The sequence below is a fragment of the Roseateles sp. P1_C6 genome (assembly GCF_056406315.1).
Window position 1 is genome coordinate 172,162 of the sequence record NZ_JBFUAK010000003.1, and the last position, 20,752, is coordinate 192,913.

Consider the following 20,752-nt stretch of genomic DNA (forward strand, 5'->3'; position numbering starts at 1 on the left):
GGCTATCTTGCCATTCCTCGCGCTGCGCCTTAAGGTCACTGCATGGCGCGGCCCGCTCGACTCGAGATTGCCGGCGCGGTCTATCTGATCGGCGCCCATTGCCCGTTCGAGAGCGGCCGGCCCGCTTTCGCCGATGAAACCGACCGCGCCGAGATGCGCGCTCTGCTGGCCCAGGCGTTGCACCGCTTCGATGCCCAGGCGCTGGCCTATGCGCTGATGCCGGAGCATTACGACCTGCTGCTGTTCACGCGCCGCGCCAACCTGTCGCAGCTGATGCGGCATGTGAACGGCGTCTACACCCAGCACCACCAGCGCCGCCACCGCTTCAGCGGGCCGCTGTTTCGCGGCCGTTTCCATGCCGTGCTGGTCGACCGCGAGCGCCACCTGCTGGACGCCTGCCGCTGGGTCGACCTGAACCCGGTGCGCCTGGGCCTGGCGCGCGGCGCGGCGGACTGGCGCGGCTCCAGCTTCCGGGCGCTGGCCGGCCTGGACGCTGCGCCCGACTGGCTGGACGTCGATGGCCTGCACACCCATTTGCTGGGCCGCCCGGCGGTGACACCCGCCCAGCACCGCCTGGCGGGCGACCGCTATGCGCGCCTGGTCGCGTCGGAGCCGGGCCTGCAGCTGTGGCCGGGCCGGCTGCGCGAGCAGATCTTCCTGGGCGACGCCGAGTTCGCCCAGCGCATGCGGGCCGCCGCCATCGCGCCCAAGCGCGTCGCGCGCATCAGCTGGGCGGAGTGGCTCAAGCGCGCCGGTGGCATCCGCGAGCAGGCGCTGTGGCTGGCCCACGCCGAAGGCGGCATCGCGATGACCGACCTGGCCGCCCAGCTGGGCCTGTCGGTGTCGCGCATCAGCCGCCTCATTGCCGCCGCAGAGCGCGCGGTCTGATGTTGAGGCGTCGCGCGCTGCTGCTGGCCGGCCTGCCGCTGGGTGCCGGCGCCGATGGCGGCTACCGCGGCCCGTTGTTCGACGCCCACCTGCACTACAACGACGACGCGCAAGCGCCCCACCCGCCGGCAGACGTGCTGGCGCGCATGGCCCGCGCGGGCGTGCGCGGTGCGCTGGTCAACAGCCGGCCCAACGACGGCACGCTGCGTCTGGTTGCCGAGGCCGGGCCGCAGTGGGTGCCCTTCATCCGCCTGTACCGCAACCGCGCCGACTACAGCGGCTGGTTCGCCGACGACAGCATCCGCCGCATGGTGCTGGAGCTGCTTGCGCGCGGCAGCCCGGCCGGGCCGTTCCGCGGCCTGGGCGAGTTCCACCTCTACGACAGCGCCAACGCGGACGGCCCGACGGCCATCGCGCTGATGAAGCTGGCCCGCGAGCGCGGCCTGACGGTGCTGGCACATGTGGACGACGTGGCGGTGGACAAGCTGCTGGGCCATGCGCCGGGGGCGTCGCTGATCTGGGCGCACACGGGCATTTCCGGCGAGCCGGTACCGCGCGTGCGCGAGCTGCTGGCCAAACACCCGGGCCTGCGCGGCGAGCTGTCCTACCGTCCCGGGCTGACCTTCGATGACAAGCTCAGCGACGACTGGCGCGCGCTGCTGACCCGTCAGGCGGGCCGTTTCCTGATCGGCTCCGACACCTGGGTCACGCAGCGCTGGCAGCACTACGAGGGCTTGTTCGCGGACTACCGCGCCTGGCTGGGCCAGCTGCCGGCGGAGGTCGCACAGCGCATCGCCTGGGGCAATGCCGCCGAGCTGTTCGGCCTCACAGCTGCTTGAACCGGTGCGCGTAGGCCGGGCTGACCTCCAAGGTCTCCGGCCGCGTCTTCAGCGCGATGCTGAGCTTGCCGCTCAGTGAGCGGCTGACCGACTTGATGGCGTGCGCGTTGACGATGGTGGAGCGGTGAACCTGCCAGAAGTGCTCACCGTCCAGCCGCTGCACCAGCTCCTTCAGCGGCAGCGAGATCAACGCCTCGGTGTCGGCCGTGACGACGGCGACGTATTTGTGGTCGGCACGGAAATAGGCCACGTCCTCGACGGTGATCAGCTGCAGCTCCTTGCCACGCTGCACGGTGATCCAGCGCAGCGGCTCGCTGGCCGCCGCCGTGCGCGCGCCCAGCCCGCCGAGGTCGGCCGGCGGCTGCGTCAGGCGCTCCTTCAGCCGCAGCAGCGTCTTGGCCATGCGCACCGGGTCCAGGGGTTTCAGCAGATAGCCCACCGCGCCCTCGTCGAAGGCCTGCACCGCGTAGCGCTCATGGGCCGTGATGAAGACGATGTGGGCGCGGCGGCCGGTCAGCTGCGCCACCTGCAGGCCCGACAGCCCCGGCATCTGCACATCCAGGAAGCAGACCTCGGGCGAGAACTGCTCGACCAGCCGCAGCGCCTCATGGCCGTCGCGCGCCATCGCGATGACCTGCGCCTCGGGCCACTGGCGCAGCAGCTCCTCGCGGATCTCGGCGGCCAGCAAGGCCTCGTCTTCGGCGATCAGGATGCGGGTCATGTCGGTAGGGGCCAGGTCAATCGGAACAGCGGCAATTCTTCAACAACCAGCGCCAGCGACGCCTCGCGGCCGTGCACGGCGCGCAGGCGCTGGGCCAGCTCGGCCAGCGGCACGCGCCCGGCCGCGCGCCGCGTGCGTTCGGCGTCGGGCCCCAGGGCTTGCAGGCGCAGCTCGGCCGAGCCGGCACCGCTGTGCAACGACAGGCTCCACAGCGTCGTGCCGTCATCCAGCAGCGGGCGCACCAGTGGCAGCAGCACCATGGGCGCCAGCGGCCAGTCGGGCGGGTCGGCCAGCGCCGCGAAGTGCAGGCGCTCGGTGTGCTGGGCGTCGGCGCTGACGAGCCGGGCGTAGGCGTGCAGCGCCGTGATCTCGCGCGCCAGCGTCGACACCTCGGCCTCCACGTGCGGCTGCAGCGCGCGCAGCAGCTCGATCAGCGCCGCCAGCCGCGCCTGCGCGCGCAGCGGCTGGCTCAGCAGCTCGGCGTCGATGGCGGCCAGGCGCTCGGACAGCAGCGCCGGGTCCACGCGCGCCTGCAGCGCCAGGAGCTGCGTCGCGGCCAGCTGGCGCTCGCGCCGCTCGGCGGCGTGCTGCAGCGTGACCAGCCGCGCCTGGGCGCGTTGCGAGAAGCGCAGCTGCACATAGACGGCCACGCCCAGCCCATGCCAGATCAGCGTCGTGCTGGCCAGCGCGAAGTCGTTCTCCCAGGTCCACCAGTCGGCCTTGCCCAGCCACGGGTACAGGCGCGGCGCGATGACCCAGATGCCGCCAACGACGGTCAGCGCGACGACGCCGACATAGGCCGGCCAGGCCGGCAGCCGGCCGGCGTCGACGAGGGCGTCGGCCAGGCGCAGCAGCAGCACCGCGGGGATGCCGAACTGGATGACGTTGTAGGCCAGCGCATTCAAGGTCTCGCCGGCCGACATCGCGTTGCCCAGCGGCGTGCCGTTGGCCACCAGCGTGGCGGCGCCGACGAGCAGCATCCAGCCCGGATCGCCGGCCTGCAGGCGCAACTCCGTCAAGGCCACGGCACCTGGACGCGGGCGATCAGGCCGCGCGGCTGGTTGAGGTGCAGGCTGAGCTTGGCTGCGGCGCCGTGGGCCGCTGCCAGCCGTGCGCGCAGCGTGGCCAGGCCCGTGCCGCTGCCGCTGCCGCTGCCCATGCCGGCGCCGGTGTCGGCCACCTCCAGGCGAAGCAGCCTGGGCTCGTCGGGGTCGGGCCCGGCGCGCACGCAGATCTCGCCACCGTCCACCCGCGGGCCGATGCCGTGCTTGATCGCGTTCTCGGCCAGCGTCAGCAGGCAGGTGGACGGCACGATGACGTCGTCCAGCCCGGGCGCGACGTCGAAACGCAGCGTCAGGCGCTCCGGCCCGATGCGGCGCTGGTGCAAGGCCAGGAAAGCGCGCACCAGCTCCAGCTCGCGCGCCAGCGGCGTTTCGGCCTGGCGCAGCTCGGGCAGCGCGGCGGCCAGGTAGCGGCGCAGGTCGCCCAGCATCAGGTGCGCGGCGCTGGCGTCGGTGCGGGCCAGGCGGCGCAGGTGGGCCAGCGTGTTGAACAGGAAATGCGGCTCGACCTGCGCCTGCAGCAGCGCCGCGCGCGCCGCATCGACGCGGCAGATCTGGTCGTGCGCGTTGCGCTGCAGGTCGTCGGCATCCACTTGGCCGCTGTGGCCGCGCTGGCGGTATTCCAGCCCCAGGCAGACGCAGGCGGCAAAGGTCACCAGCACCTGCAGCGTGTAGGGGCTGAGCTGGCCGTCGGGCCCGCCCACGGTGTGGACGACCCGGTTCAGCAGCGCGAACACCAGCGTCAGCCCGCCGATCTGCGCCGCCAGGCCCCAGCGCCGCGCGTTGCCGGCGCGCGGCAGCCAGCGCTGCGTCAGCGCCGCGCCCAGCCACAGCCCCCACAGCATCACGGCCAGGCCCAGGCCACCGCTGAGCCCCACCTTGGCGTGGCAGCTCTCGTCACCCTCCTGCGCCGGCCACAGCGCGCAGCGCACCAGCCCCGGCAGCAGCAGCGCCAGCGCCAGCGCCGCGCTCAAGGCCGCGGCCGCCAGCAGCGCGCGCCAGCGCAGCAGGGTGGCTCGGTCGGCGGGCGTTGCGGGCGGCATCGGGTGCAGAGGGTTCAGCGCGGCGTGGGTGGGGTCGCCTGGGCGACGGTGGCGGACGCGGCCGCCGCGACGGCCCGCGGCGCGGGGTCGGCGAAGCGGATGTTAAGGACGTAGCGCTGCGGCGTGCCGGCCTCGCAATCCAGCGTCTGCATTGCGATGCGCACGGAGCTGCGGTAGCGGCGCGCACCGTCCAGCTCGACGATGCGCAGGCGGCCGTCGGCGCCGACCTCGAACTCGACGCGCACTTCGCCGTCGGAGCCGACGCGCTGCTTGGCGCTGGCCAGGTATTCGCTCAGCTGCTCGCCCGCCTGCGGGCAGCCCGCGGGTGCGGCGAAGGTGGGGAGGGCGGCGGCGAGCAGCAGCAGGGGCAGGAAGGCTTTCATGGGGGCTCCTTGAGGGCGGGGGTGGGTCGATGGCGCAAAGTTAAAGATCGCCGCGTTGCCGGTCAGCTGTTGCCGGACGAAGCCCGTGCATCGGCCGACGAAACCGAGGCCGTGGCCGACGGCGGCGCGGCGCCATGACTTACGACAGCCCCCCGGCGCTGCAGGCGCGGGGCGCTAAGCTGCTGCCCCATCCGACCGAGGAGACAACATGCGCCTGACTGCCCTGACCACCCTGAGCACGCTGCTGCTGGCCAGCCCTGCCTGGGCCGCCGACATGAGCCCGCCGCCGGCGCTGGGCCAGTCCGCCACGGCCGATGCGCTGGCTGCGCCGCGCCGCCTCATCGCGGCCAAGGACTGGGCCGGCGCCCTCGGCGCGCTGCGCGCCCAGCCGCAGGCCGGCAGCGCCGACTGGCACAACCTGATGGGCTACAGCCTGCGCAAGCAGGCCCGGCCCGACCTGGCGGCGGCCGAATCCCATTACCTGGAAGCGCTGCGCCTGGACCCCGGCCACCGCGGCGCCAACGAATACCTCGGCGAGCTGTACCTGATGAAGGGCGACGTCGCCAGCGCCGAGAAGCGCCTGGCTGTGCTGGCCCAGCTGTGCCCGGCCGGCTGCGAGGAGCGCGAGGACCTCGCCCGCGCCATCAGCGCCCACCCGGTCAAGAAGTAAGCCCCCGACGTGCTGCGCCGTTCCGCTCTGGTCCAGGCTCTGCTGGACCGTCCGCTGCTGCTGGCCCTGCTGGGCCTGCCCCTCGTTCTCGTCCTCATTGGCGCCATCGTCGCGATCTTCCTGTGGCAGCAGCTACCGGCGCTGGACGTGCTGACCGACTACCAGCCCCATCAGCCGCTGCGCGTGATGAGCGCCGACGGCCAGCTGCTGGGCGAGTTCGGCGCCGAGCGCCGCCGCTTCGTGCCGCTGAAGGACATTCCCAAGCCCATGCAGGACGCGCTGCTGGCGGTGGAGGACAGCGATTTCTGGACGCATTCGGGCCTGGACTTCGGCGGCATCGTGCGCGCGATGTGGCGCAACCTGACGCACAGCGGCCCGCTGCACGGCGCCTCCACCATCACGCAGCAGCTGGCCCGCGACACCTTCCTGTCCAAGGAGCAGCGCTGGTCGCGCAAGGCCGTCGAGGCGCTGCTGGCGATCAAGATCGAGCGCACGCTGAACAAGGAACAGATCCTCGAGATCTACATGAACCAGATCTTTCTCGGCAACCGCGCCTATGGCTTCGCGGCGGCGGCCGAGCGCTACTACGGCAAGACGCTGGACCAGCTCAGCACCGGCGAGATGGCGCTGCTGGTCGGCCTGCCCAAGAACCCGATGGGCTTCAACCCGGTGCAGAACCTGGGCCGCGCCAAGCGCCGCCAGGCCGTCGTGCTGGACCGCCTGGCGGCCGTGGGGCAGATCACGGCCGAGCAGGCCAAGGCCGCGCGCGAGCAGCCGCTGGACATCCACCGCCCCAAGCGCATGGCCGGCATCGCCGACCACGCCGCCGAGCAGGTGCGCCAGGAGATGCTGACCCGCTTCGGCGAGGCCGCCTATACGCGCGGCCTGACCGTGACGACGACGCTGCTGTATGCAGAGCAGAGCGCCGCGCAGGAGGCGCTGCGCCATGCGCTGTTCGAGCTGGAGCGCCGCCAGCCCTTCCGCGGGCCCGAGGCGACGGTGGACCTGCCCAGCGACGACAGCCTGGACGAGGTGCTTGACGCGGCCTTCGACGCCCATCCCGACCTGGGCGAGCTGCGCACCGCGGTGCTGCTGGACCTGGACAAGAGCGCCGCCAAGCTGGTGCTGGGCGATGGTGAGCGCATCACGCTGAAGGGCACCGCGCTGCGCACGTTGCAAGGCTTGAAGCCCGGCGCCGTGCTGCGCGTGCTGGAGGCCAAGGGCGGGCAGTGGCAGCTCAGCCAGACGCCGCAGGCCGAGGGCGCCGTCGTCACGCTGGACCCGACCACCGGCGCCATCCGGTCGCTGGTGGGTGGCTTCGACTTCACGCGCAACCAGTTCAACTCCGCGACGCAGGCCTTTCGCCAGCCGGGCTCGGCGTTCAAGCCCTTCATCTACTCGGCGCTGATCGAGCAGGGCGCCTGGGCGGGCACGCTGGTCAGCGACGAGCCCTTCCAGCAGGGCGACTGGTCGCCGCGCAACTACGACGGCCAGTACGAGGAGGCGCTGACGCTGCGCCAGGGCCTGGCCCGGTCCAAGAACATGGTGACCATCCGCGTCACGCAGGCGCTGGGCCCGCAGCGCGCCCGCGCCTGGGCCGCGCGCTTTGGCATCGACGAGGACAGGCAGCCGCTGAACCTCACGCTCGCCCTGGGCACCGGCGCCGTCACGCCGCTGCAGATGGCCCAGGCCTATGCCGCCTTTGCCAACGAGGGCCAGCTGCCCACCGGCTGGCTGATCCAGCGCGTGCAGGACGCGCAGGGCGAGACGCTCTTCAAAGCCGAGCCGCCGCCCCTGCGCAGGGCCATCAGCCCGCGCAATGCCTTCATGACGTCGCAGCTGCTGGCCGCCGTGGCGCGCGAGGGCACGGCGGCGCGCGCCAGCAGCCTGCTCGGCCGCTGGGACTTGTACGGCAAGACGGGCACGACCAACGATGCCGTCGACGCCTGGTTCTGCGGCTTCCAGGCCTCGCGCGTCGGCACGGTGTGGATAGGCTATCCGCAGCCGCGCTCGCTGGGCGAACGCGAGACCGGCGGCGGCTTGGCCTTGCCGGTCTGGGCGGCGACGATGGCCGTCGCGCTGAAGGGCCAGCCCAACACGCAGATGGCGCCGCCCAGCGAGGGCCTGGTGCAGCAGGGCGGCGACTGGTTCTACACGGAGTTCGCCGGCGACATGGCCATCGCGCGCATCGGCGTCAGAGCGCCCGAAGAGGCCGCCTCGGAGCCGGAGTCGGAACCGCCGCCGCGCCCGCCCATCAACCAGTGAGGCGCGCGGCCGCGGCTATTGCCCCGCGGGCGGCTCCCAGAGCTCGACCTTGTTGCCGTCCGGGTCCAGCACCCAACCGAACTTGCCGTACTCCGACTCGTCCGGCCCGCCCAGCACGTTGCAGCCCTCGGCGCGCAGCGCCTGCAGCAGCGCCGGCAGGTCGGCGACGCGGAAATTGACCATGAAGCTGGCCTCGCTGGGCGCGAAATAGGTCGTGTCGGCCTTGAACGGGCTCCAGTTCGTCGAGCCCGTGCCGCCAGGGTTGTCCGGCGTGGCCCAGCTGAACGCGACGCCGCCCCAGGCCTCGACCTCGAGACCGAGGTGCACCCGGTACCACTCGGACAGCGCCTTGGGGTCGGGGGATTTGAAGAAGATGCCGCCGATACCGGTCACACGTTTCATGGGAAGCCTCCAATCGAGCGGCGATTTCAGCATGCCCATCGCGCCTTGGCGCGGCGCGCTCAGCCCGTGTAAGGCCCCTTGACCTCGCCCCAGCCCCACTTGGGCATGGGCGCATCGGCGTCCACGACGGCGCCGGGCTGCGAGTTGATGACGGCCAGCCGCGAGCCCCATTCCAGGTAGCCCACCAATGCGGAGCGGAACTCCGGGTCGTCGGGCATGCCCAGTTCGTCGGCGGTGCTCAGCAGCAGCGCCACCCATTGGCGGCGCTGCGCCTGGTCCAGGTGACGGTTCAGGTGCTGGCGGATCATGTGCGGGTGGCCGCCGTGCTGTTCGGAGTAGGCCGTCGGCCCGCCCAGCACCTCGGCCAGGAAGGCGGCCACGTGCGCCGGGTGCTCGCCACTCATGTGCGCGAACACGGGGCCCAGCAGCGCGTCGTCCTTCACACGCACGTAGAAGCGCTCGGTCAGGCGCTGCAGCGCGGCAATGCCGCCCAGCCATTCGTAGAGGGTGGGGACTGGGGTGTCGCTCATGGTGATGGTGCGGGGTGATGGCGAAGCCGAGATGGGGACGGTGTGAGGCAGGGCAAGGGCGCGCAGCGCCTAGGCGGCAGCTGGTTCGGCGCGAAAGGCCGCAATGGCCATGCGAAAGGCGATCGCCGGGTCCGGTGCCGCCGTGATGCCTCGGCCGATGACGACATGGGTGGCGCCAGCCTGCGCGGCGATGGCCGGTGTCGCGGTGCGCACCTGGTCGTTGGCGCCGGACGCGGGCAGTTGTATGCCGGGGCAGACGATGAGCATGCCGTCGGGCAGCGAGCCGCGCAGATAGCCGGCCTCCTGCGCGGAAGCGACCACGCCGTGGCAGCCGGCCTCTGAGGCAAGACCGGCCAGGCGCAGCACCTGGGTGCGCACCGATGGTGCCAGGCCGATCTCGGGCAGGTCGGCATCCGCCAGGCTGGTGATGACGGTCAGCGCCAGCACGCGCAGCTGCGGATACGGCTCGGCCGCGGCCACCGCGGCGCGCAGCACCGCCGATCCGGCCGATGCATGGACCGTGACCATCGCGGCGCCCATCCGGCCCGCGGCCTTCACGGCCCCGGCCACGGAGTTGGGGATCTCGTGCAGCTTGAGGTCGAGGAAGACCTGCTTGCCCGCGCCGACCAGCTCATGGGCCAGCGCCGGGCCGGCTTCGGTGAGCAACTGCAGGCCCAGCTTGAAGTGGTCGGCCTCGGGCCCCAGCCGCGCCACCAGCGCGCGCGCCTGGGCGGCGGATTCGAAGTCGAGGGCGACGATGACGGCTGAGGGCATGGCAGCGGCGGGTCCGGCGATGCCGGCCACTATGCCAAACGTGCGCGGCCGCTCAGCGTCAGCCACAGCGCGAACGCCAGCTCACCGACGAAGACCGGCAGCATCACGGCGGGAAAGAGCAGCCTGGCGAAGTCCGGCACCAGCAGCAGCGCGAAGCTGTTGACGAGATAGGCCAGGCCTGCGATGACCAGCAGCCAGCCGAGCGCGCGTGGCACCACGCCGCTCTTCGCGATCAGTGCGCCGCGGATGACGCAGGCGAAGCCGAAGAAGATGAGGCCGATGCCGAAACCCTGGCTGTGCAGCTGCACGGCCAGCATCGCCAGCGCCTCGCGCTGGCCCGGCAGGAAGGCCGCGCCCATGGCCGTGCCGGTCAGCAGGTCCAGCGCGGCGAGCAGCTGCACGCGGTTGGCGACGAGCACGGCCGTCTGCACGAGGTTGAGGCCGGTGGCCGTCAGCGCCAGCGTCTCGTTGACGGGCCGCAGCAGCCGCCACAGCACGACGATGACGGGCAGGTCCAGCACCTGCATCAGCAGGTCGGCGCCCAGGCCCAGGCGCCACAGCTGCGGGTTGGCCGCGATGCGCTGTGCCGTCGCGGCGGCGTCGCCGGGCACGACGAGGCTGCCGCGCACGAAGGCCTCGGTCCACAGGCCCAGCGCAATGATGGCCAGGTAGCACAGGCCGGCGAGGCGCAGCTCGCGCGTGCTGACCGCGCTCATGCCGGCCTCGCCGCGCGCCAGGCCCGGCGCACCAGATGGCGCATGGCCCAGGACAGGCCGGCAATGACGCCGCCCACCAGCGTCGGCAACACGGCGCCGAAGGTCCAGCTCATGCCCAGCACGAAGCCGAGCAACTGCTCGGGCCGGTGCGCCGGCAGCAGCAGCGCGAGCAGCAGCAGGCCGAAGAAGATGGCCTCGGTCAGCGCCTGCAACTTCAGCGCGAAGGCCAGCGACAGTGCTGCACCCAGCAGCAGCGGCATGGCGAAGCCGGCGGCCACGGGCAGCCAGTCGCGCGCGGCGGGCGGTGCCGGCGGGAGCCGACCAGCGGCCCAGGCGGCCAGTGCCGGCAGGATGAGCAGGCCCCAGGCGTTGGACAGGGCAGGCATGTCGGCGCTTTGCAGCAGATGGTGGCTGGCGATGCCGCCATGAAGCGCCTCCCAGCCGAGGTGCAAGGCCTCGGCCAGCAGGGCCAGGGCGGCGAGTTGCAGGCGGCGTGTCGTGGTGGGCGGCATGGGGCGCGAGTGTGACCGGGAAGCCGCGCAGCTTGCCGGCACGCGTGCCGGGCGACGACGCGGTTGCGACCGGCCGTGCGGCCAGGGCGATCAAACGCATCGGCGGGTGACGAATGGTGCCCGGCCTTGCCGTCAGCAACGCTGGGTAACAGCTTTCCGGCAGTGTCGGCCCTAGAGTGTGTGCCTGCCTGCCAACAAGACACTGCCCATGCGCCATCGCCTCCTGATCCCCGCCACCCTCGTCGCCTTGCTGGCCGGGTGTGCCTCGCTCCGCGAGGGTCACCCGGGTCGGGACGGACGCGACTTGCGCATGGCCCAGCCGCCGTCGGTGGCTGGTGTCGCGGAGGAAAGTTTTGGCAAGCCCGGCTGGGGCCGGCAGGGCGAGTTCGCGCTCAGCGGCCAGCGCGTGCGCTACGAGCGCGGCGTGGACAAGCTGTCGCTGTTCGAGCCGCTGGCCGCCAACGTGCGCGCGCCGTTGCGCTTCAGCTGGGTCGGACCGGCCGGCGACAGCGCGACGGCCTGCGAGGGCTGGACGCCCGAGGTCAGCGCCAATGGCCGCCTGGCCAACGCCAAGCCCTGGGTGCTGAGCTGCCGCTGGGGCAGCGCGCCGGCGGCGATGCTGCAGGTCGGCGAGGGCCAGATGCGCCGCGGCAAGCTCAGCCGCGAAGGCGCCTACCGCCGCGGCGAGCTGACGCTGGGCCTGCGCTCGGTCCACCTGCTGGAGGGCAACGCCCAGCCGCAGTCCGCCGCGGTGGGCTACGAGATGCTTCACCAGGGCACGGTGGTCGGCAGCCTGGACCTGAGCGGCACCGTGCCGCGCCTGCGCCGCCCCGACCCGGCCACGCCGCTGGGCCGCGCCGTCACCGAGGCGGCGCTGGCGCTGGCGCTGGTGTGGGAGCCGGGCAGCTAGCCGCGCCGGCGCACCGAGGTGGCCGACCAGGCCAGGAAGCCGGCCAGCACCAGGGGCAGGCTGCCGGGCAAGGGCAGTTTCTGTTCGACGAGGAAGCCGTTGAAGAACATCGTGTTGATCGACGAGCTCATCAGGAAGTTCATCTCGGTGCCGACGGTCTGACCAGGATTCAGCGGGCCGATGCGGAAGGCGGCGAGGCTGTCATCGCCGTCGACGCCGAAGATCGGGTTCAGCGAGGCGACATTGAAGTCGGTGTCAGTCAGCTTGATGAAGCGGTCCTCGTTGTCGGCTTCTCCCACGAGGTTGCCTTGGCGGAACACGCCGGCCGCGTCGTCCCACTGCATGGCGTTGGCGGCCGCCGAGCCGCCGGCCCATTGCCGCGTCACGACGAAGAACAGCGTGCCGGTCGTGAAGGCGTTGGTGTTGGTCCAGTCCAGCGGCGTGACCCAGCGCGTCGTGCCATTGCCCAGGTCGGTGAGGAAGGGGCCGCCGGTCTGGTTCGAGCTGATACCGCCGATGACCTCGTAGGGTGCGGCCAGCAGCAGCGACGGCGTGAACAGCAGCGCAGCGAGCCAGATCCGTGCGCGGTGGAGGAGGGACGTCATGAGCGCTTCCTTTGCATCAGGGCACGTCACGAGACGTGCATCGTGGTGGGGAAGGCCACGTTGCGCCGGCGACGATCCCGGGTCAATCCGTGCCTGCGCCGCGACCACCCATCTCGAGGGGCGCGGGCCGGCGTTTTGAGGATCAGGGCTTCTCGGCCAGCGCCTTCAGGTTGGCCAGGCCGGCGTCGAAGTCCGGGCCCACCATCTTGTCCATGAACAAGCCCATCCAGCGATAGATCGGGTTCTTGCCCATGTCGCCGTTCATGGTCCACGTGACCTGGGTGGCGCCGCCGTTGGTCTCAAGGCGGAAGTCGCCGGTCGACGTGGTGCCGAAGTCGGGGAAGAAGAGTTCATAGCCCAGGCGCTTGGGCGGCTCGGCGGTCGTGAAGGTCATGCGGCCGTCGCCCTGGCTCTTGCTCTTCCAGGCCCAGACGGCGCCCGCGCCGGAGGCCGGGCCGCTGTACTCGATGGCCATGGCCGGATCGCGCTGGTTCCAGGCGCTCCAGGCTTTCCAGCCGCGCGGGTCGGCGATGAGGGCGTAGATCTTGTCCGGCGCCGCGTTGATCGTCGTCGTGCGCGACAGCGTGTACTTGGGCGACAGCAGCAGCCCGCCCACGATGAGCACGGCCAGCAGCGCGGCGAGGGCGATCAGCAGGGTCTTCAGCACTTTCATGGGGGCTCTCCCTGGGATTGGCGTGGCCGCACTGTCGGCGTGCCGCGCGGGCCACACAATCCGCACAACTCCCTGCTGCCCGTTGCCATGACCATCGACGCTTCCCGCTACGCCGAACAAGGCTTCCTCGTCATTCCCGGCTTCAAGTCCGCCGCCGACATCGCCGCGCTGCGCCAGCGCGCGCTGCAGATCGTCGACGCCTTCGACCCGGGCGAGCAGCGCCCGGTCTTCACGACCGAGGAGCAGCAGCGCCATGTCGATGACTACTTCCTCGACAGCGGCGACCAGGTGCGCTGCTTCTTCGAGGAAGAGGCCTTCGACGCTGAGGGCCGGCTGCGGGTCGACAAGGCGCTCGCGATCAACAAGATCGGCCATGCGATGCACGACCTGGACCCGGTCTTCAGCGCCTTCTCCAAGGGCGAGGCGCTGCGCGGCGTGGCCGCCGGCCTGGGCCTCGCCAAGCCGCAGGTCTGGCAGTCCATGTTCATCTTCAAGCAGCCCGGCATCGGCGGCGAGGTGCGCTGGCACCAGGACGCGAGCTTCTTCGAGAGCGACCCCATCACGGTGACGACCTTCTGGTTTGCGCTGGAGGACGCAACGCTGCAGAACGGCTGCCTGTGGACCGAGCCCGGCGGCCACCAGGGCCGTCGCGGCGTGCTGCGCGAGCGCTTCGTGCGCGACGGCCGCCGGGCCTGGATGGAGCAGATCGACGCCACGCCCTGGCCCGCGGCGGACTCGGCCGAAGCCATTCCGCTGGAGGTCGAGGCCGGCTCGCTGGTGATCTTCCATGGCCTGCTGCCGCACTACTCGGCGGCGAACCGCTCCGACAAGTCACGCCACGCCTACACGCTGCACGTGACGGACGCGGCCAGTCGCTACTCGCCGCGCAACTGGCTGCAGCGTGAGCAGACGTTGCCGGTGGGCGGTTTTTAAGCCGCTTGGTCACACGCCTCACAGGCGCACACGTTCCCGGCCCTTTGTCCTACAGGGATAGGCAGCCTAGGCCGGCAGGCCCGAGGCCGCGCAGTCCCAACAATGACTTCACCGCAACCGTCGATTTCGACGACAGGAGGCTGTGATGAAATTTCCAAAATCAGTACATGCTGAGGGCTGGGCCGACCACATCGACACGACGGCGCCCGAGCATCTGCCGGACGCCCTCAAGCCCGGGCTGAAGACCACCCCGAAGCCGGGCGTCAAGCTGGGCGCCTCCACACGGCCCCTGTTGCGCGAAAGCGTGCTGGGTGACAGCACGCCGCCGATCGCGCCCACGGGCTTTGCGGCGCCGACCGCCAAGGCAGCGCGTACCAGCACCACCGCCGCGCCGGTGCGCTCGGGCGTGAATCCCTGGTTGATCGGGGCAGGCGTGGGTGCTGCGCTGATCGGCCTGGCCGTGACGATGTCGCGCACCATGTCGCCCAGCGAGCCGTCGCTGCCGCCCACGGTGGTGGGCCAGGCCAACACCGCGCCTGCGTCGCCTGAGGACGCGCAACTGAAGTCCGAGCCCTCGGCCGCCGGCCCGGTCGTCGCGGCACCTGAACCCACGCCTGAACCCGCACCTGCCGTGACGGCACCGCCGCCCTCGGCCGAGCCGCGTGTCGCCCAGGCACCCAAGGCCACGCCGATGGCGCCGGCACCCGACGTCGTGCGCGCCGCGCCTGGCGCGCTGCCGGCACCCAAGACGCTGAGCCCCAGGCCCGAGGTCTTGGCCCAGGCCTCGCCGCCGCCGGTGGCCTTGCGTGAACCTGCACTGACGCCGCTGGCACCGGTCGCTCCGACCGTGACGCCGGCCCCCGCCGTCGTGCCGCCGCCCGAGACGGCCACGCCGGTCGTGCCGCCGCTGGCGCAGCAGACCCCGCCGCCGGTTGCCGACCCCGAGGACAGCGGCATCACCGTCAAGGTCCGCATGGCGCTGTCCGCCGACGCGACGCTGGCCGCCGTGCCCATCGCCGTCAGCACCGACCATGGCGTCGTCAAGCTCGAAGGCCAGGCGCCCGACGCCCAGGCCCGTGAGCGCGCCACCGTCGTCGCCGCGGCCACGAATGGCGTGAAGGCGGTCGACAACCGGCTGACGCTGCCGCCGGTCGCGTCGCTGGACAAGGCGAACAGCGGCGGCTGAAGCTAGCCCGCAGCCAGAAACGCAAAAGGCGCCCTCGGGCGCCTTTTGTTTTGTGGGGTGGTCGGCTCAGTGGCAGAGCTGGGTGCGGGCCGGTGCGAGTTCCGCGTCGATCAGCGCCTCTTCGGTCACTTCGCGGGCGGCTTCCAGTTGCAGGCAGAGTTCCGTGATGCCGTCGTCGCGGCCGCCGGCCACTTCGGGCAGCGGTGCGTTGGCGATCTCGGTGGGCAGGTCGGCCAGCGCGCCGATCAGCTGGAACAGCAGCTCCAGGCTGGCTTCGCCGCCTTGCGGCAAATCGCGTGCGGCGCCGAGGCTGCGGGCCAGGTACCAGCAGGCGTCGGCGGCGTTGTCGCAGGCCTGGGCCTTCAGCTCCAGCGCGCGATGGCGTGCATCGGCCTCGTCGCGGGCCTGGACGAGCTCGTATGCACCCAGGTCGGCCGGGATGGCGTCGTCAAGCGAGAGCGCGGCAAAGTCGAGTTCGTGGGCCATGCGTACTGCGGTGTTTGTGAGGCAGAGTCATCCTAATGGCGACCCGGGTCGGCGGCTGCCCCCTCAACCCGGGCGGCGTGACGCAATCGTCGGAACAATGTCACGTCAGCCGCTCTATTCAACGCTTCTTGGTCGGGCGGGTCCAGCCAGTCAATGCAACTTGTTTCCCGCGCGCCACGGCGAGGTCGCCGGCGTTGACATCCTTGGTGATGGTCGAACCGCCGCCGATGGTCGCGCCATTGCCCAGCGTGACCGGGGCGACCAGCACGCAATTGGAGCCCACGTGCACGTCGTCGCCGATGGTCGTGCGGTGCTTGTTGGCGCCGTCGTAGTTGGCCGTGATGGAGCCGGCGCCGAAGTTGACGCGCGCGCCCACCGTCGCGTCGCCCAGGTAGGCCAGGTGGTTGGCCTTGGCGCCGTCGGCCAGCGTCGAGTTCTTGACCTCGACGAAGTTGCCGATGTGCACCTCGGCGCCCAGCTGCGCGCCGGGGCGCAGGCGCGCGAACGGGCCGATCAGTGAGCCCGCGCCGACGCTGGCGCCCTGTTTCTCGCCATCGATGTGAGTGAATTCGTGGATGCGTGCGCCGGCAGCGATGCTGGCGTTGCGGATCACGCAGTTGGCGCCGATGCGCACGTTGTCGCCCAGCGTCACGGTGCCTTCGAAGACGCAGTTCACGTCGATGTCGACGTCCTGGCCGTGCGTCAGCGTGCCACGCAGGTCGAAGCGGGCCGGGTCGGCCAGGCGCACGCCGGCGCGCATCAGCGCTTCGGCCTGCTGGGCCTGGAAGGCGCGCTCCAGCTGGGCCAGCTGCACGGGGTCGTTGACGCCCAGCACCTCGGTCTCGCTGGAGGCCTTGATGCCTAGCACCGGCAGGCCCTCGGCCACGGCCATCGCGACGATGTCGGTCAGGTAGTACTCGCCCTGGGCATTGTTGTTGCTCAGCTGGCCGACCCAGCGCTTCAGCGCGCCGGTCGGCGCGGCCATCATGCCGCTGTAGCCCTCGTGGATGAGGCGCTGCTCGGGCGTGGCGTCCTTGTGCTCGACGATGGCCAGCACGCCGCCGTCGTCCTGGTTGCGGATGATGCGGCCGTAGCCGGTCGGGTCGAAGAGGTCGACCGTCAGCAGCACCAGCGCATGGCCGGCACAGGTGTCGATGAGTGCCTTGGCCGTGGCCGTCTCGATCAGCGGCACATCGCCGTTCAGGATCAGCGTCGTGCCTTCGCCGACCAGGGCGGGCACGACCTGCTGGATGGCGTGGCCGGTGCCGAGCTGGGGCATCTGACGCACGAAGGAGATGCCGTCGGCCGCCACCGCCGCCTCGACCTGGTCGGCGCCATGGCCGGTGATGACGATGCGGGCATCGGCCGCCAGCGGCTCGCCGCTCTTCAGCACATGGGCCAGCAGCGAGCGGCCCGCGAGCTTGTGCAACACCTTGGGCGTTGCGGACTTCATGCGGGTGCCCTTGCCCGCCGCCATGATCACGATGTTGAGCGCCATGCCTGCCTTGCGACTGCGTTTTAACGAAGTCGCGATTATGGTCAGGCCGGCTGGCGCGGCCGGCCTGACGCCGCCGTCAGCGGACGGCCTGCACGCTGACGCGGTGCGATTTCGGGTTGACGTTCGGGAACTCGGCCAGCGCGGCGTCGAACAGCGGCGCCAGCAGGGCTTCGCTGCCCATGGTCATGCCCTCGTTGCTGGCATGCGTCTCGAACAGCGCTTCGCCGCTGGCGCGGTCGCGCACCAGCAGGGCCACGGCGCGGTCGTAGCGGCGGTCGAAGAAGGGGTCGTGGCGCCAGCCCCAGCCACCCCAGCCGGGCGCATAGCCGTAGCGCGGCGAGATCAGGCGACCGCGCCAGCGCCACCACAGCGGGTCGTCCCAGGGCACGGGGTCGTAGGCGGTGACGCGCGCGCCCAGCGTCACGAGGACGTCGGCGGTCTTGGCGTCGGCGGCCGGCTTGAAGCCGGCCTTCTCCAGCGCGCCCCGGGCGGCTTCCTCGAGCGCGGTCTCGCGCTTGGTGGCCTCCTCGTTGTGCTGCTGCGAGGGCAGGCGGTCGAAGGCGTAGGTGCCGGGCTTGCGGCCGGCAGGCCAGACGCCATAACTGGAAACGTCAGCGGAGACGGTGTAGGGGCCGCTGCAGCCGGCGAGGGCGGCGACAGAGGCGGCTGCAAGGGCGGAGAGGATCAGGCGGCGGTTCATCGTGCACCTCCATCGTGGCGATGGAGGGATTCTGACCCGCTTAGATTGCCCCTGTGTAAATCAGCGTTGCAGCGTGATGATTGCCGCCGGCGCAGGTGTCGCGCAGCTCTCGTCGTCGTCGAACGCGATGTCGCCGTCGGGCTCGGCCTGGCCGGTGGCGCGCATGGTCTCGAACGGGAACAGCTTCTTGTCCATCATGTGCGAGGGCACGATGTTGCCCATGGCCGTGAAGATGTTGTCGATGCGGCCCGGGTAGCGCTTCTCCCACTCGTTGATCATGGCCTTGACCTGCACGCGCTGCAGGTTCTCCTGGCTGCCGCACAGGTTGCACGGAATGATGGGGAACTCGCGGTGCTCGGCCCAGCGCACCAGGTCGGGCTCCTTCACGTACGCCAGCGGGCGGATGACGACGTTCTTGCCGTCGTCGCTGACCAGCTTGGCCGGCATGCCCTTCAGGCGGCTGCCGAAGAACATGTTCAGGAACAGCGTCGTGACCATGTCGTCGCGGTGGTGGCCCAGCGCGATCTTGGTGGCGCCCAGGTCGCCCGCCACGCGGTACAGGATGCCGCGGCGCAGGCGCGAGCACAGGCTGCAGGTGGTCTTGCCCTCGGGGATGAGGCGCTTGACGATGGAGTAGGTGTCCTGGTTCTCGATGTGGAAGTCCACGCCGCGCGAGCGCAGGTAGTTGGGCAGCACGTCCTCGGGGAACCCGGGCTGCTTCTGGTCGAGGTTGACAGCGACGAGGCTGAACTTGATCGGCGCGCGCACCTGCAGGTTGAGCAGGATGTCCAGCATCGCGTAGCTGTCCTTGCCGCCGGACAGGCAGACCATGACCTTGTCGCCGTCTTCGATCATGTTGAAGTCGGTGATGGCCTGGCCGACCTGCCGATGCAGGCGCTTGGACAGCTTGTTGATTTCGTGCGCGGCCTTCTTGTCGGCGGCGGCTTGGTCAGCGAAATCGAGGACGTCAGCGGTGCTCGGCCGCCCGGAACCGCTGACAGCCCCCTCGGGGGGCAGCTCGCCATGCGAGCGTGGGGGTATGAGTTCAGACATTGTGTTCACCATGCACCTAACTCTGTGCTGATTGCGACTTCGCAGTCGGGAAAGATTTCGAGCTTGGTCAGCTTCAGGCGCACGCCGACGACGCCGGGCAGGCCCATCAGGCGGTTGCAGAGCTTGCCGAGCAGGGCCTCGACGAGGTCGGTGTGCTCGGCGGTGCATTCGTCGATGATGGCCGTGCGCACGCGGCGGTAGTCCAGCACGTGGCCGATGTCGGCGTCGCGTGCCACCACCGGCAGCGCGCCGAGGTTGACCTCGGCGTCGACCTGGATGGGCTGCGGCCCGGTGCGCTCGAAGTCGAGCACGCCCAGGTTGGCGCGAAAGCGCAGGCCTTGCAGGTGGATGACCTGTCGGTTGTTGTAGCGCTGCGGCGCGGCGGCGGCCTGTGGGCGCAGCGCCTGCTCGATCTGCTTGGCAGCCTGCACGCCGTCGGCCAGGGCCGTCTGCACGCAGGGGTGCCAGCGGCCGCTGGCGTCACCGGCGACGAAGGCGTGCTGGCGGGCGTGCGCGTCCAGCAAAGCAAAGGCGGAAGGCTCGGGCTCGAAGCCCAGCAGGGCGGCGACATGGTCGAAGCGCTCGGTGCCGACCGTCACGCCGTCGGCGTCGGGCAGCAGCGCGTCGGGCAGCGGCGTGGACAGGCGCAGCTGGATGCGCGGGTGCCTTTCGGCGCGTTCGGCCAGGTGGGTCTGGGCGCGCCAGCCGCCGCGGGCCCAGACGGTCACGGCAAAGCCGCGCTCGGCCAGGAAGAGGGCGTTCTCGGCCGCGTTGTCGCCGGCACCCAGCAGCAGCACGCGGCCCGGCGCCAGCGTGGCGCGCCGGGCGGTCAGCGTGGCGGCGTCCAGCACGCGCGGGTGGGGCGATGCGAAATAGCGCGACGGGCGCAGCAGGCGCAACCCCGTTGCGACCAGCAGCGCGCGGGCCTGCACGCGCTCACCGCCGGCGAGTTGCAGCGTCCAGCCTTCGGGCGAATGGCGCGCGGACTCCAGCTGGGCGCCCAGCCGCAGCGCGAGGCCCGGCGTGGCGCGCGCCTGCGCGGCGTAGTGCTCTGCCAGGTCAGCCAGCCGCGTGGCGGGCTCGCCCAGCACCCAGTCCTGCGTGAAATCCAGCGCCGCCAGTGCGGCGCACAGCCGGGGCTCGCGTTCGACCAGCAGCGTCGTCAGCCCCAGCTGACCGAGCCAGGACGCCGCGCTGCAGCCGGCGGGGCCGCCGCCGAGGATGGCTGCGTCGATGGAGGTGGGGCTGGACATGGACGGCTGGGGCAAAGCCGCGAATTATCCCAGTCGGCCCCGTTTTGCGCTGAAGCGTTTCCAGAGCCGCCACCCCAGCAGCGCGGCGAGGATCACGCCGTAGACGGCGGGCTCGGCGAAGTTGTGCTTGCCGGCGCGCATCCAGATGAAGTGCATCAGCGCGATGACGGAGATCGCGTAGATCGCCTTGTGCAGCGCCTGCCAGCGCCTGGCGCCGAGGGCCTTGATGGCCTTGTTGAAGCTGGTCAGCGCGAGCGGCAGCATCAGCAGCCAGGCCGTGAAGCCCATCAGGATGAAGGGCCGCTTGGCGATGTCGATGGCGATGTCGCCGAAGTCCAGCCCCATGTCCAGCCAGCCGTAGGCCAGCAGGTGCAGCGACGCATAGCTGAACGTGAAAACGCCCAGCATGCGCCGCAAACGCGCCAGCGCGGCCAGGCCGGTCAGCTCGCGCAGCGGCGTGATGGCCAGCGTCAGCCACAGGCCGCGCAGCGTCCAGTCGCCCAGGCCGCGGATCAACGCCTCGGCCGGGTTGGCACCGAGCCGGTTGGCAGCCGCGCCATAGACCAGCCAAGCGAGCGGCAGCGAGCAGGCGATGAACAAAACCGGCTTGGCGGCGCGGCTGAGCAGCGCCGTCGAGAGCAGCTTCTTCAT

Annotated in this window: 23 protein-coding genes and 2 pseudogenes; 7 read left to right on the forward strand and 18 right to left on the reverse strand. The window is 71.2% G+C overall.

Features of this window, described 5'->3' with window-relative positions; genetic code table 11:
- Positions 1–42: 42 nt before the first annotated feature.
- Positions 43–888, forward strand: a complete 846-nt coding sequence (locus tag AC1D29_RS06765) for a transposase (RefSeq protein ID WP_477895472.1) — start codon at positions 43–45, stop codon at positions 886–888.
- Complete coding sequence (locus AC1D29_RS06770; RefSeq protein ID WP_477895474.1) at positions 888–1,727, forward strand: amidohydrolase family protein; 840 nt, start codon at positions 888–890, stop codon at positions 1,725–1,727. Before AC1D29_RS06765 ends, AC1D29_RS06770 begins: the two co-directional genes overlap by 1 nt.
- On the opposite strand, the gene AC1D29_RS06775 is transcribed toward AC1D29_RS06770, so the two are convergent.
- From AC1D29_RS06775 to AC1D29_RS06790, 4 genes are read right to left on the reverse strand one after another with little or no spacing between them, the layout of a single operon-like run.
- Positions 1,714–2,448 carry a LytR/AlgR family response regulator transcription factor gene (locus AC1D29_RS06775; protein ID WP_477895476.1) on the reverse strand — a complete coding sequence of 245 codons (735 nt, stop codon included), beginning with the start codon at positions 2,446–2,448 and terminating at the stop codon, positions 1,714–1,716. The two genes, AC1D29_RS06770 and AC1D29_RS06775, sit on opposite strands and share 14 nt — an antisense overlap.
- Positions 2,445–3,467, reverse strand: a complete 1,023-nt coding sequence (locus AC1D29_RS06780; RefSeq protein ID WP_477895478.1) for a LytS family sensor histidine kinase — start codon at positions 3,465–3,467, stop codon at positions 2,445–2,447. The genes AC1D29_RS06775 and AC1D29_RS06780 overlap by 4 nt, the downstream gene beginning before the upstream one ends.
- Complete coding sequence (locus tag AC1D29_RS06785; RefSeq protein ID WP_477895480.1) at positions 3,464–4,552, reverse strand: sensor histidine kinase; 1,089 nt, start codon at positions 4,550–4,552, stop codon at positions 3,464–3,466. The genes AC1D29_RS06780 and AC1D29_RS06785 overlap by 4 nt, the downstream gene beginning before the upstream one ends.
- Positions 4,553–4,566: 14 nt before the next feature.
- Positions 4,567–4,935 (reverse strand): hypothetical protein, encoded by a 369-nt coding sequence (locus AC1D29_RS06790; RefSeq protein ID WP_477895482.1) that lies wholly within the window; start codon positions 4,933–4,935, stop codon positions 4,567–4,569.
- 208 nt (positions 4,936–5,143) lie between these two features.
- Here AC1D29_RS06790 and AC1D29_RS06795 point away from each other — a divergent pair, with 208 nt between their 5' ends.
- Together AC1D29_RS06795 and AC1D29_RS06800 are read left to right on the forward strand one after the other, a co-directional pair.
- A complete protein-coding gene (locus tag AC1D29_RS06795; protein ID WP_477895484.1) occupies positions 5,144–5,605 on the forward strand; it encodes a tetratricopeptide repeat protein in 462 nt (153 codons plus the stop codon).
- A 9-nt stretch (positions 5,606–5,614) separates the two neighbouring features.
- Positions 5,615–7,870, forward strand: coding sequence for a penicillin-binding protein 1A (locus tag AC1D29_RS06800; RefSeq protein ID WP_477895486.1), 2,256 nt, complete (start codon positions 5,615–5,617; stop codon positions 7,868–7,870).
- A gap of 15 nt (positions 7,871–7,885) precedes the next feature.
- Here the strand turns inward: AC1D29_RS06800 and AC1D29_RS06805 are convergent, their stop codons facing one another.
- The 5 genes from AC1D29_RS06805 to AC1D29_RS06825 all read right to left on the reverse strand — a co-directional run bounded on the left by AC1D29_RS06805 (position 7,886) and on the right by AC1D29_RS06825 (position 10,804).
- Positions 7,886–8,272, reverse strand: coding sequence for a VOC family protein (locus AC1D29_RS06805; protein ID WP_477895488.1), 387 nt, complete (start codon positions 8,270–8,272; stop codon positions 7,886–7,888).
- A gap of 59 nt (positions 8,273–8,331) precedes the next feature.
- On the reverse strand, positions 8,332–8,802 hold the full coding sequence (locus AC1D29_RS06810) for a group II truncated hemoglobin (RefSeq protein ID WP_477895490.1): 471 nt from the start codon (positions 8,800–8,802) through the stop codon (positions 8,332–8,334).
- 69 nt (positions 8,803–8,871) lie between these two features.
- A complete protein-coding gene (pyrF, locus tag AC1D29_RS06815) occupies positions 8,872–9,576 on the reverse strand; it encodes an orotidine-5'-phosphate decarboxylase (protein WP_477895492.1) in 705 nt (234 codons plus the stop codon).
- 29 nt (positions 9,577–9,605) lie between these two features.
- A complete protein-coding gene (locus tag AC1D29_RS06820) occupies positions 9,606–10,292 on the reverse strand; it encodes a DUF4386 domain-containing protein (protein WP_477895494.1) in 687 nt (228 codons plus the stop codon).
- Complete coding sequence (locus tag AC1D29_RS06825; protein ID WP_477895496.1) at positions 10,289–10,804, reverse strand: hypothetical protein; 516 nt, start codon at positions 10,802–10,804, stop codon at positions 10,289–10,291. The genes AC1D29_RS06820 and AC1D29_RS06825 overlap by 4 nt, the downstream gene beginning before the upstream one ends.
- 208 nt (positions 10,805–11,012) lie before the next feature.
- On the opposite strand from AC1D29_RS06825, the gene AC1D29_RS06830 reads away from it, so the two are divergent.
- Entirely contained in the window at positions 11,013–11,714 is a 702-nt protein-coding gene (locus AC1D29_RS06830; protein ID WP_477895498.1) for a hypothetical protein, read from the forward strand.
- On the opposite strand, the gene AC1D29_RS06835 is transcribed toward AC1D29_RS06830, so the two are convergent.
- Together AC1D29_RS06835 and AC1D29_RS06840 are read right to left on the reverse strand one after the other, a co-directional pair.
- On the reverse strand, positions 11,711–12,319 hold the full coding sequence (locus AC1D29_RS06835) for a hypothetical protein (RefSeq protein ID WP_477895500.1): 609 nt from the start codon (positions 12,317–12,319) through the stop codon (positions 11,711–11,713). The genes AC1D29_RS06830 and AC1D29_RS06835 overlap by 4 nt on opposite strands.
- Before the next feature lie 142 nt (positions 12,320–12,461).
- Positions 12,462–12,992, reverse strand: a complete 531-nt coding sequence (locus AC1D29_RS06840; protein ID WP_477895502.1) for an SRPBCC family protein — start codon at positions 12,990–12,992, stop codon at positions 12,462–12,464.
- 87 nt (positions 12,993–13,079) lie between these two features.
- On the opposite strand from AC1D29_RS06840, the gene AC1D29_RS06845 reads away from it, so the two are divergent.
- Together AC1D29_RS06845 and AC1D29_RS06850 are read left to right on the forward strand one after the other, a co-directional pair.
- Positions 13,080–13,925 carry a phytanoyl-CoA dioxygenase family protein gene (locus AC1D29_RS06845; RefSeq protein WP_477895504.1) on the forward strand — a complete coding sequence of 282 codons (846 nt, stop codon included), beginning with the start codon at positions 13,080–13,082 and terminating at the stop codon, positions 13,923–13,925.
- A gap of 145 nt (positions 13,926–14,070) precedes the next feature.
- Complete coding sequence (locus AC1D29_RS06850; protein ID WP_477895506.1) at positions 14,071–15,111, forward strand: BON domain-containing protein; 1,041 nt, start codon at positions 14,071–14,073, stop codon at positions 15,109–15,111.
- A gap of 66 nt (positions 15,112–15,177) precedes the next feature.
- Here AC1D29_RS06850 and AC1D29_RS06855 read toward each other — a convergent pair whose 3' ends face one another.
- The 7 genes and pseudogenes from AC1D29_RS06855 to AC1D29_RS06885 all read right to left on the reverse strand — a co-directional run bounded on the left by AC1D29_RS06855 (position 15,178) and on the right by AC1D29_RS06885 (position 20,752).
- Positions 15,178–15,597, reverse strand: coding sequence for a hypothetical protein (locus AC1D29_RS06855; protein WP_477895508.1), 420 nt, complete (start codon positions 15,595–15,597; stop codon positions 15,178–15,180).
- A 118-nt stretch (positions 15,598–15,715) separates the two neighbouring features.
- The gene (glmU, locus tag AC1D29_RS06860) at positions 15,716–17,095 is read right to left on the reverse strand and encodes a bifunctional UDP-N-acetylglucosamine diphosphorylase/glucosamine-1-phosphate N-acetyltransferase GlmU (RefSeq protein WP_477895510.1); all 1,380 of its coding nucleotides are present in this window, start codon (positions 17,093–17,095) and stop codon (positions 15,716–15,718) included.
- A 76-nt stretch (positions 17,096–17,171) separates the two neighbouring features.
- Positions 17,172–17,795: a DUF4136 domain-containing protein gene (locus AC1D29_RS06865; protein WP_477895512.1), complete on the reverse strand. Its 624-nt coding sequence runs from the start codon at positions 17,793–17,795 to the stop codon at positions 17,172–17,174.
- A 60-nt stretch (positions 17,796–17,855) separates the two neighbouring features.
- A pseudogene (gene ttcA / locus AC1D29_RS06870) lies at positions 17,856–18,731 on the reverse strand (tRNA 2-thiocytidine(32) synthetase TtcA); the annotation flags it as partial.
- A gap of 122 nt (positions 18,732–18,853) precedes the next feature.
- Positions 18,854–19,249, reverse strand: coding sequence for a dihydroneopterin aldolase (locus AC1D29_RS06875; RefSeq protein WP_477896193.1), 396 nt, complete (start codon positions 19,247–19,249; stop codon positions 18,854–18,856).
- Between the two features lie 312 nt (positions 19,250–19,561).
- Positions 19,562–20,101: pseudogene (locus AC1D29_RS06880) on the reverse strand (FAD-dependent oxidoreductase); the annotation flags it as partial.
- 24 nt (positions 20,102–20,125) lie between these two features.
- Entirely contained in the window at positions 20,126–20,752 is a 627-nt protein-coding gene (locus AC1D29_RS06885) for a protein-methionine-sulfoxide reductase heme-binding subunit MsrQ (protein WP_477895514.1), read from the reverse strand.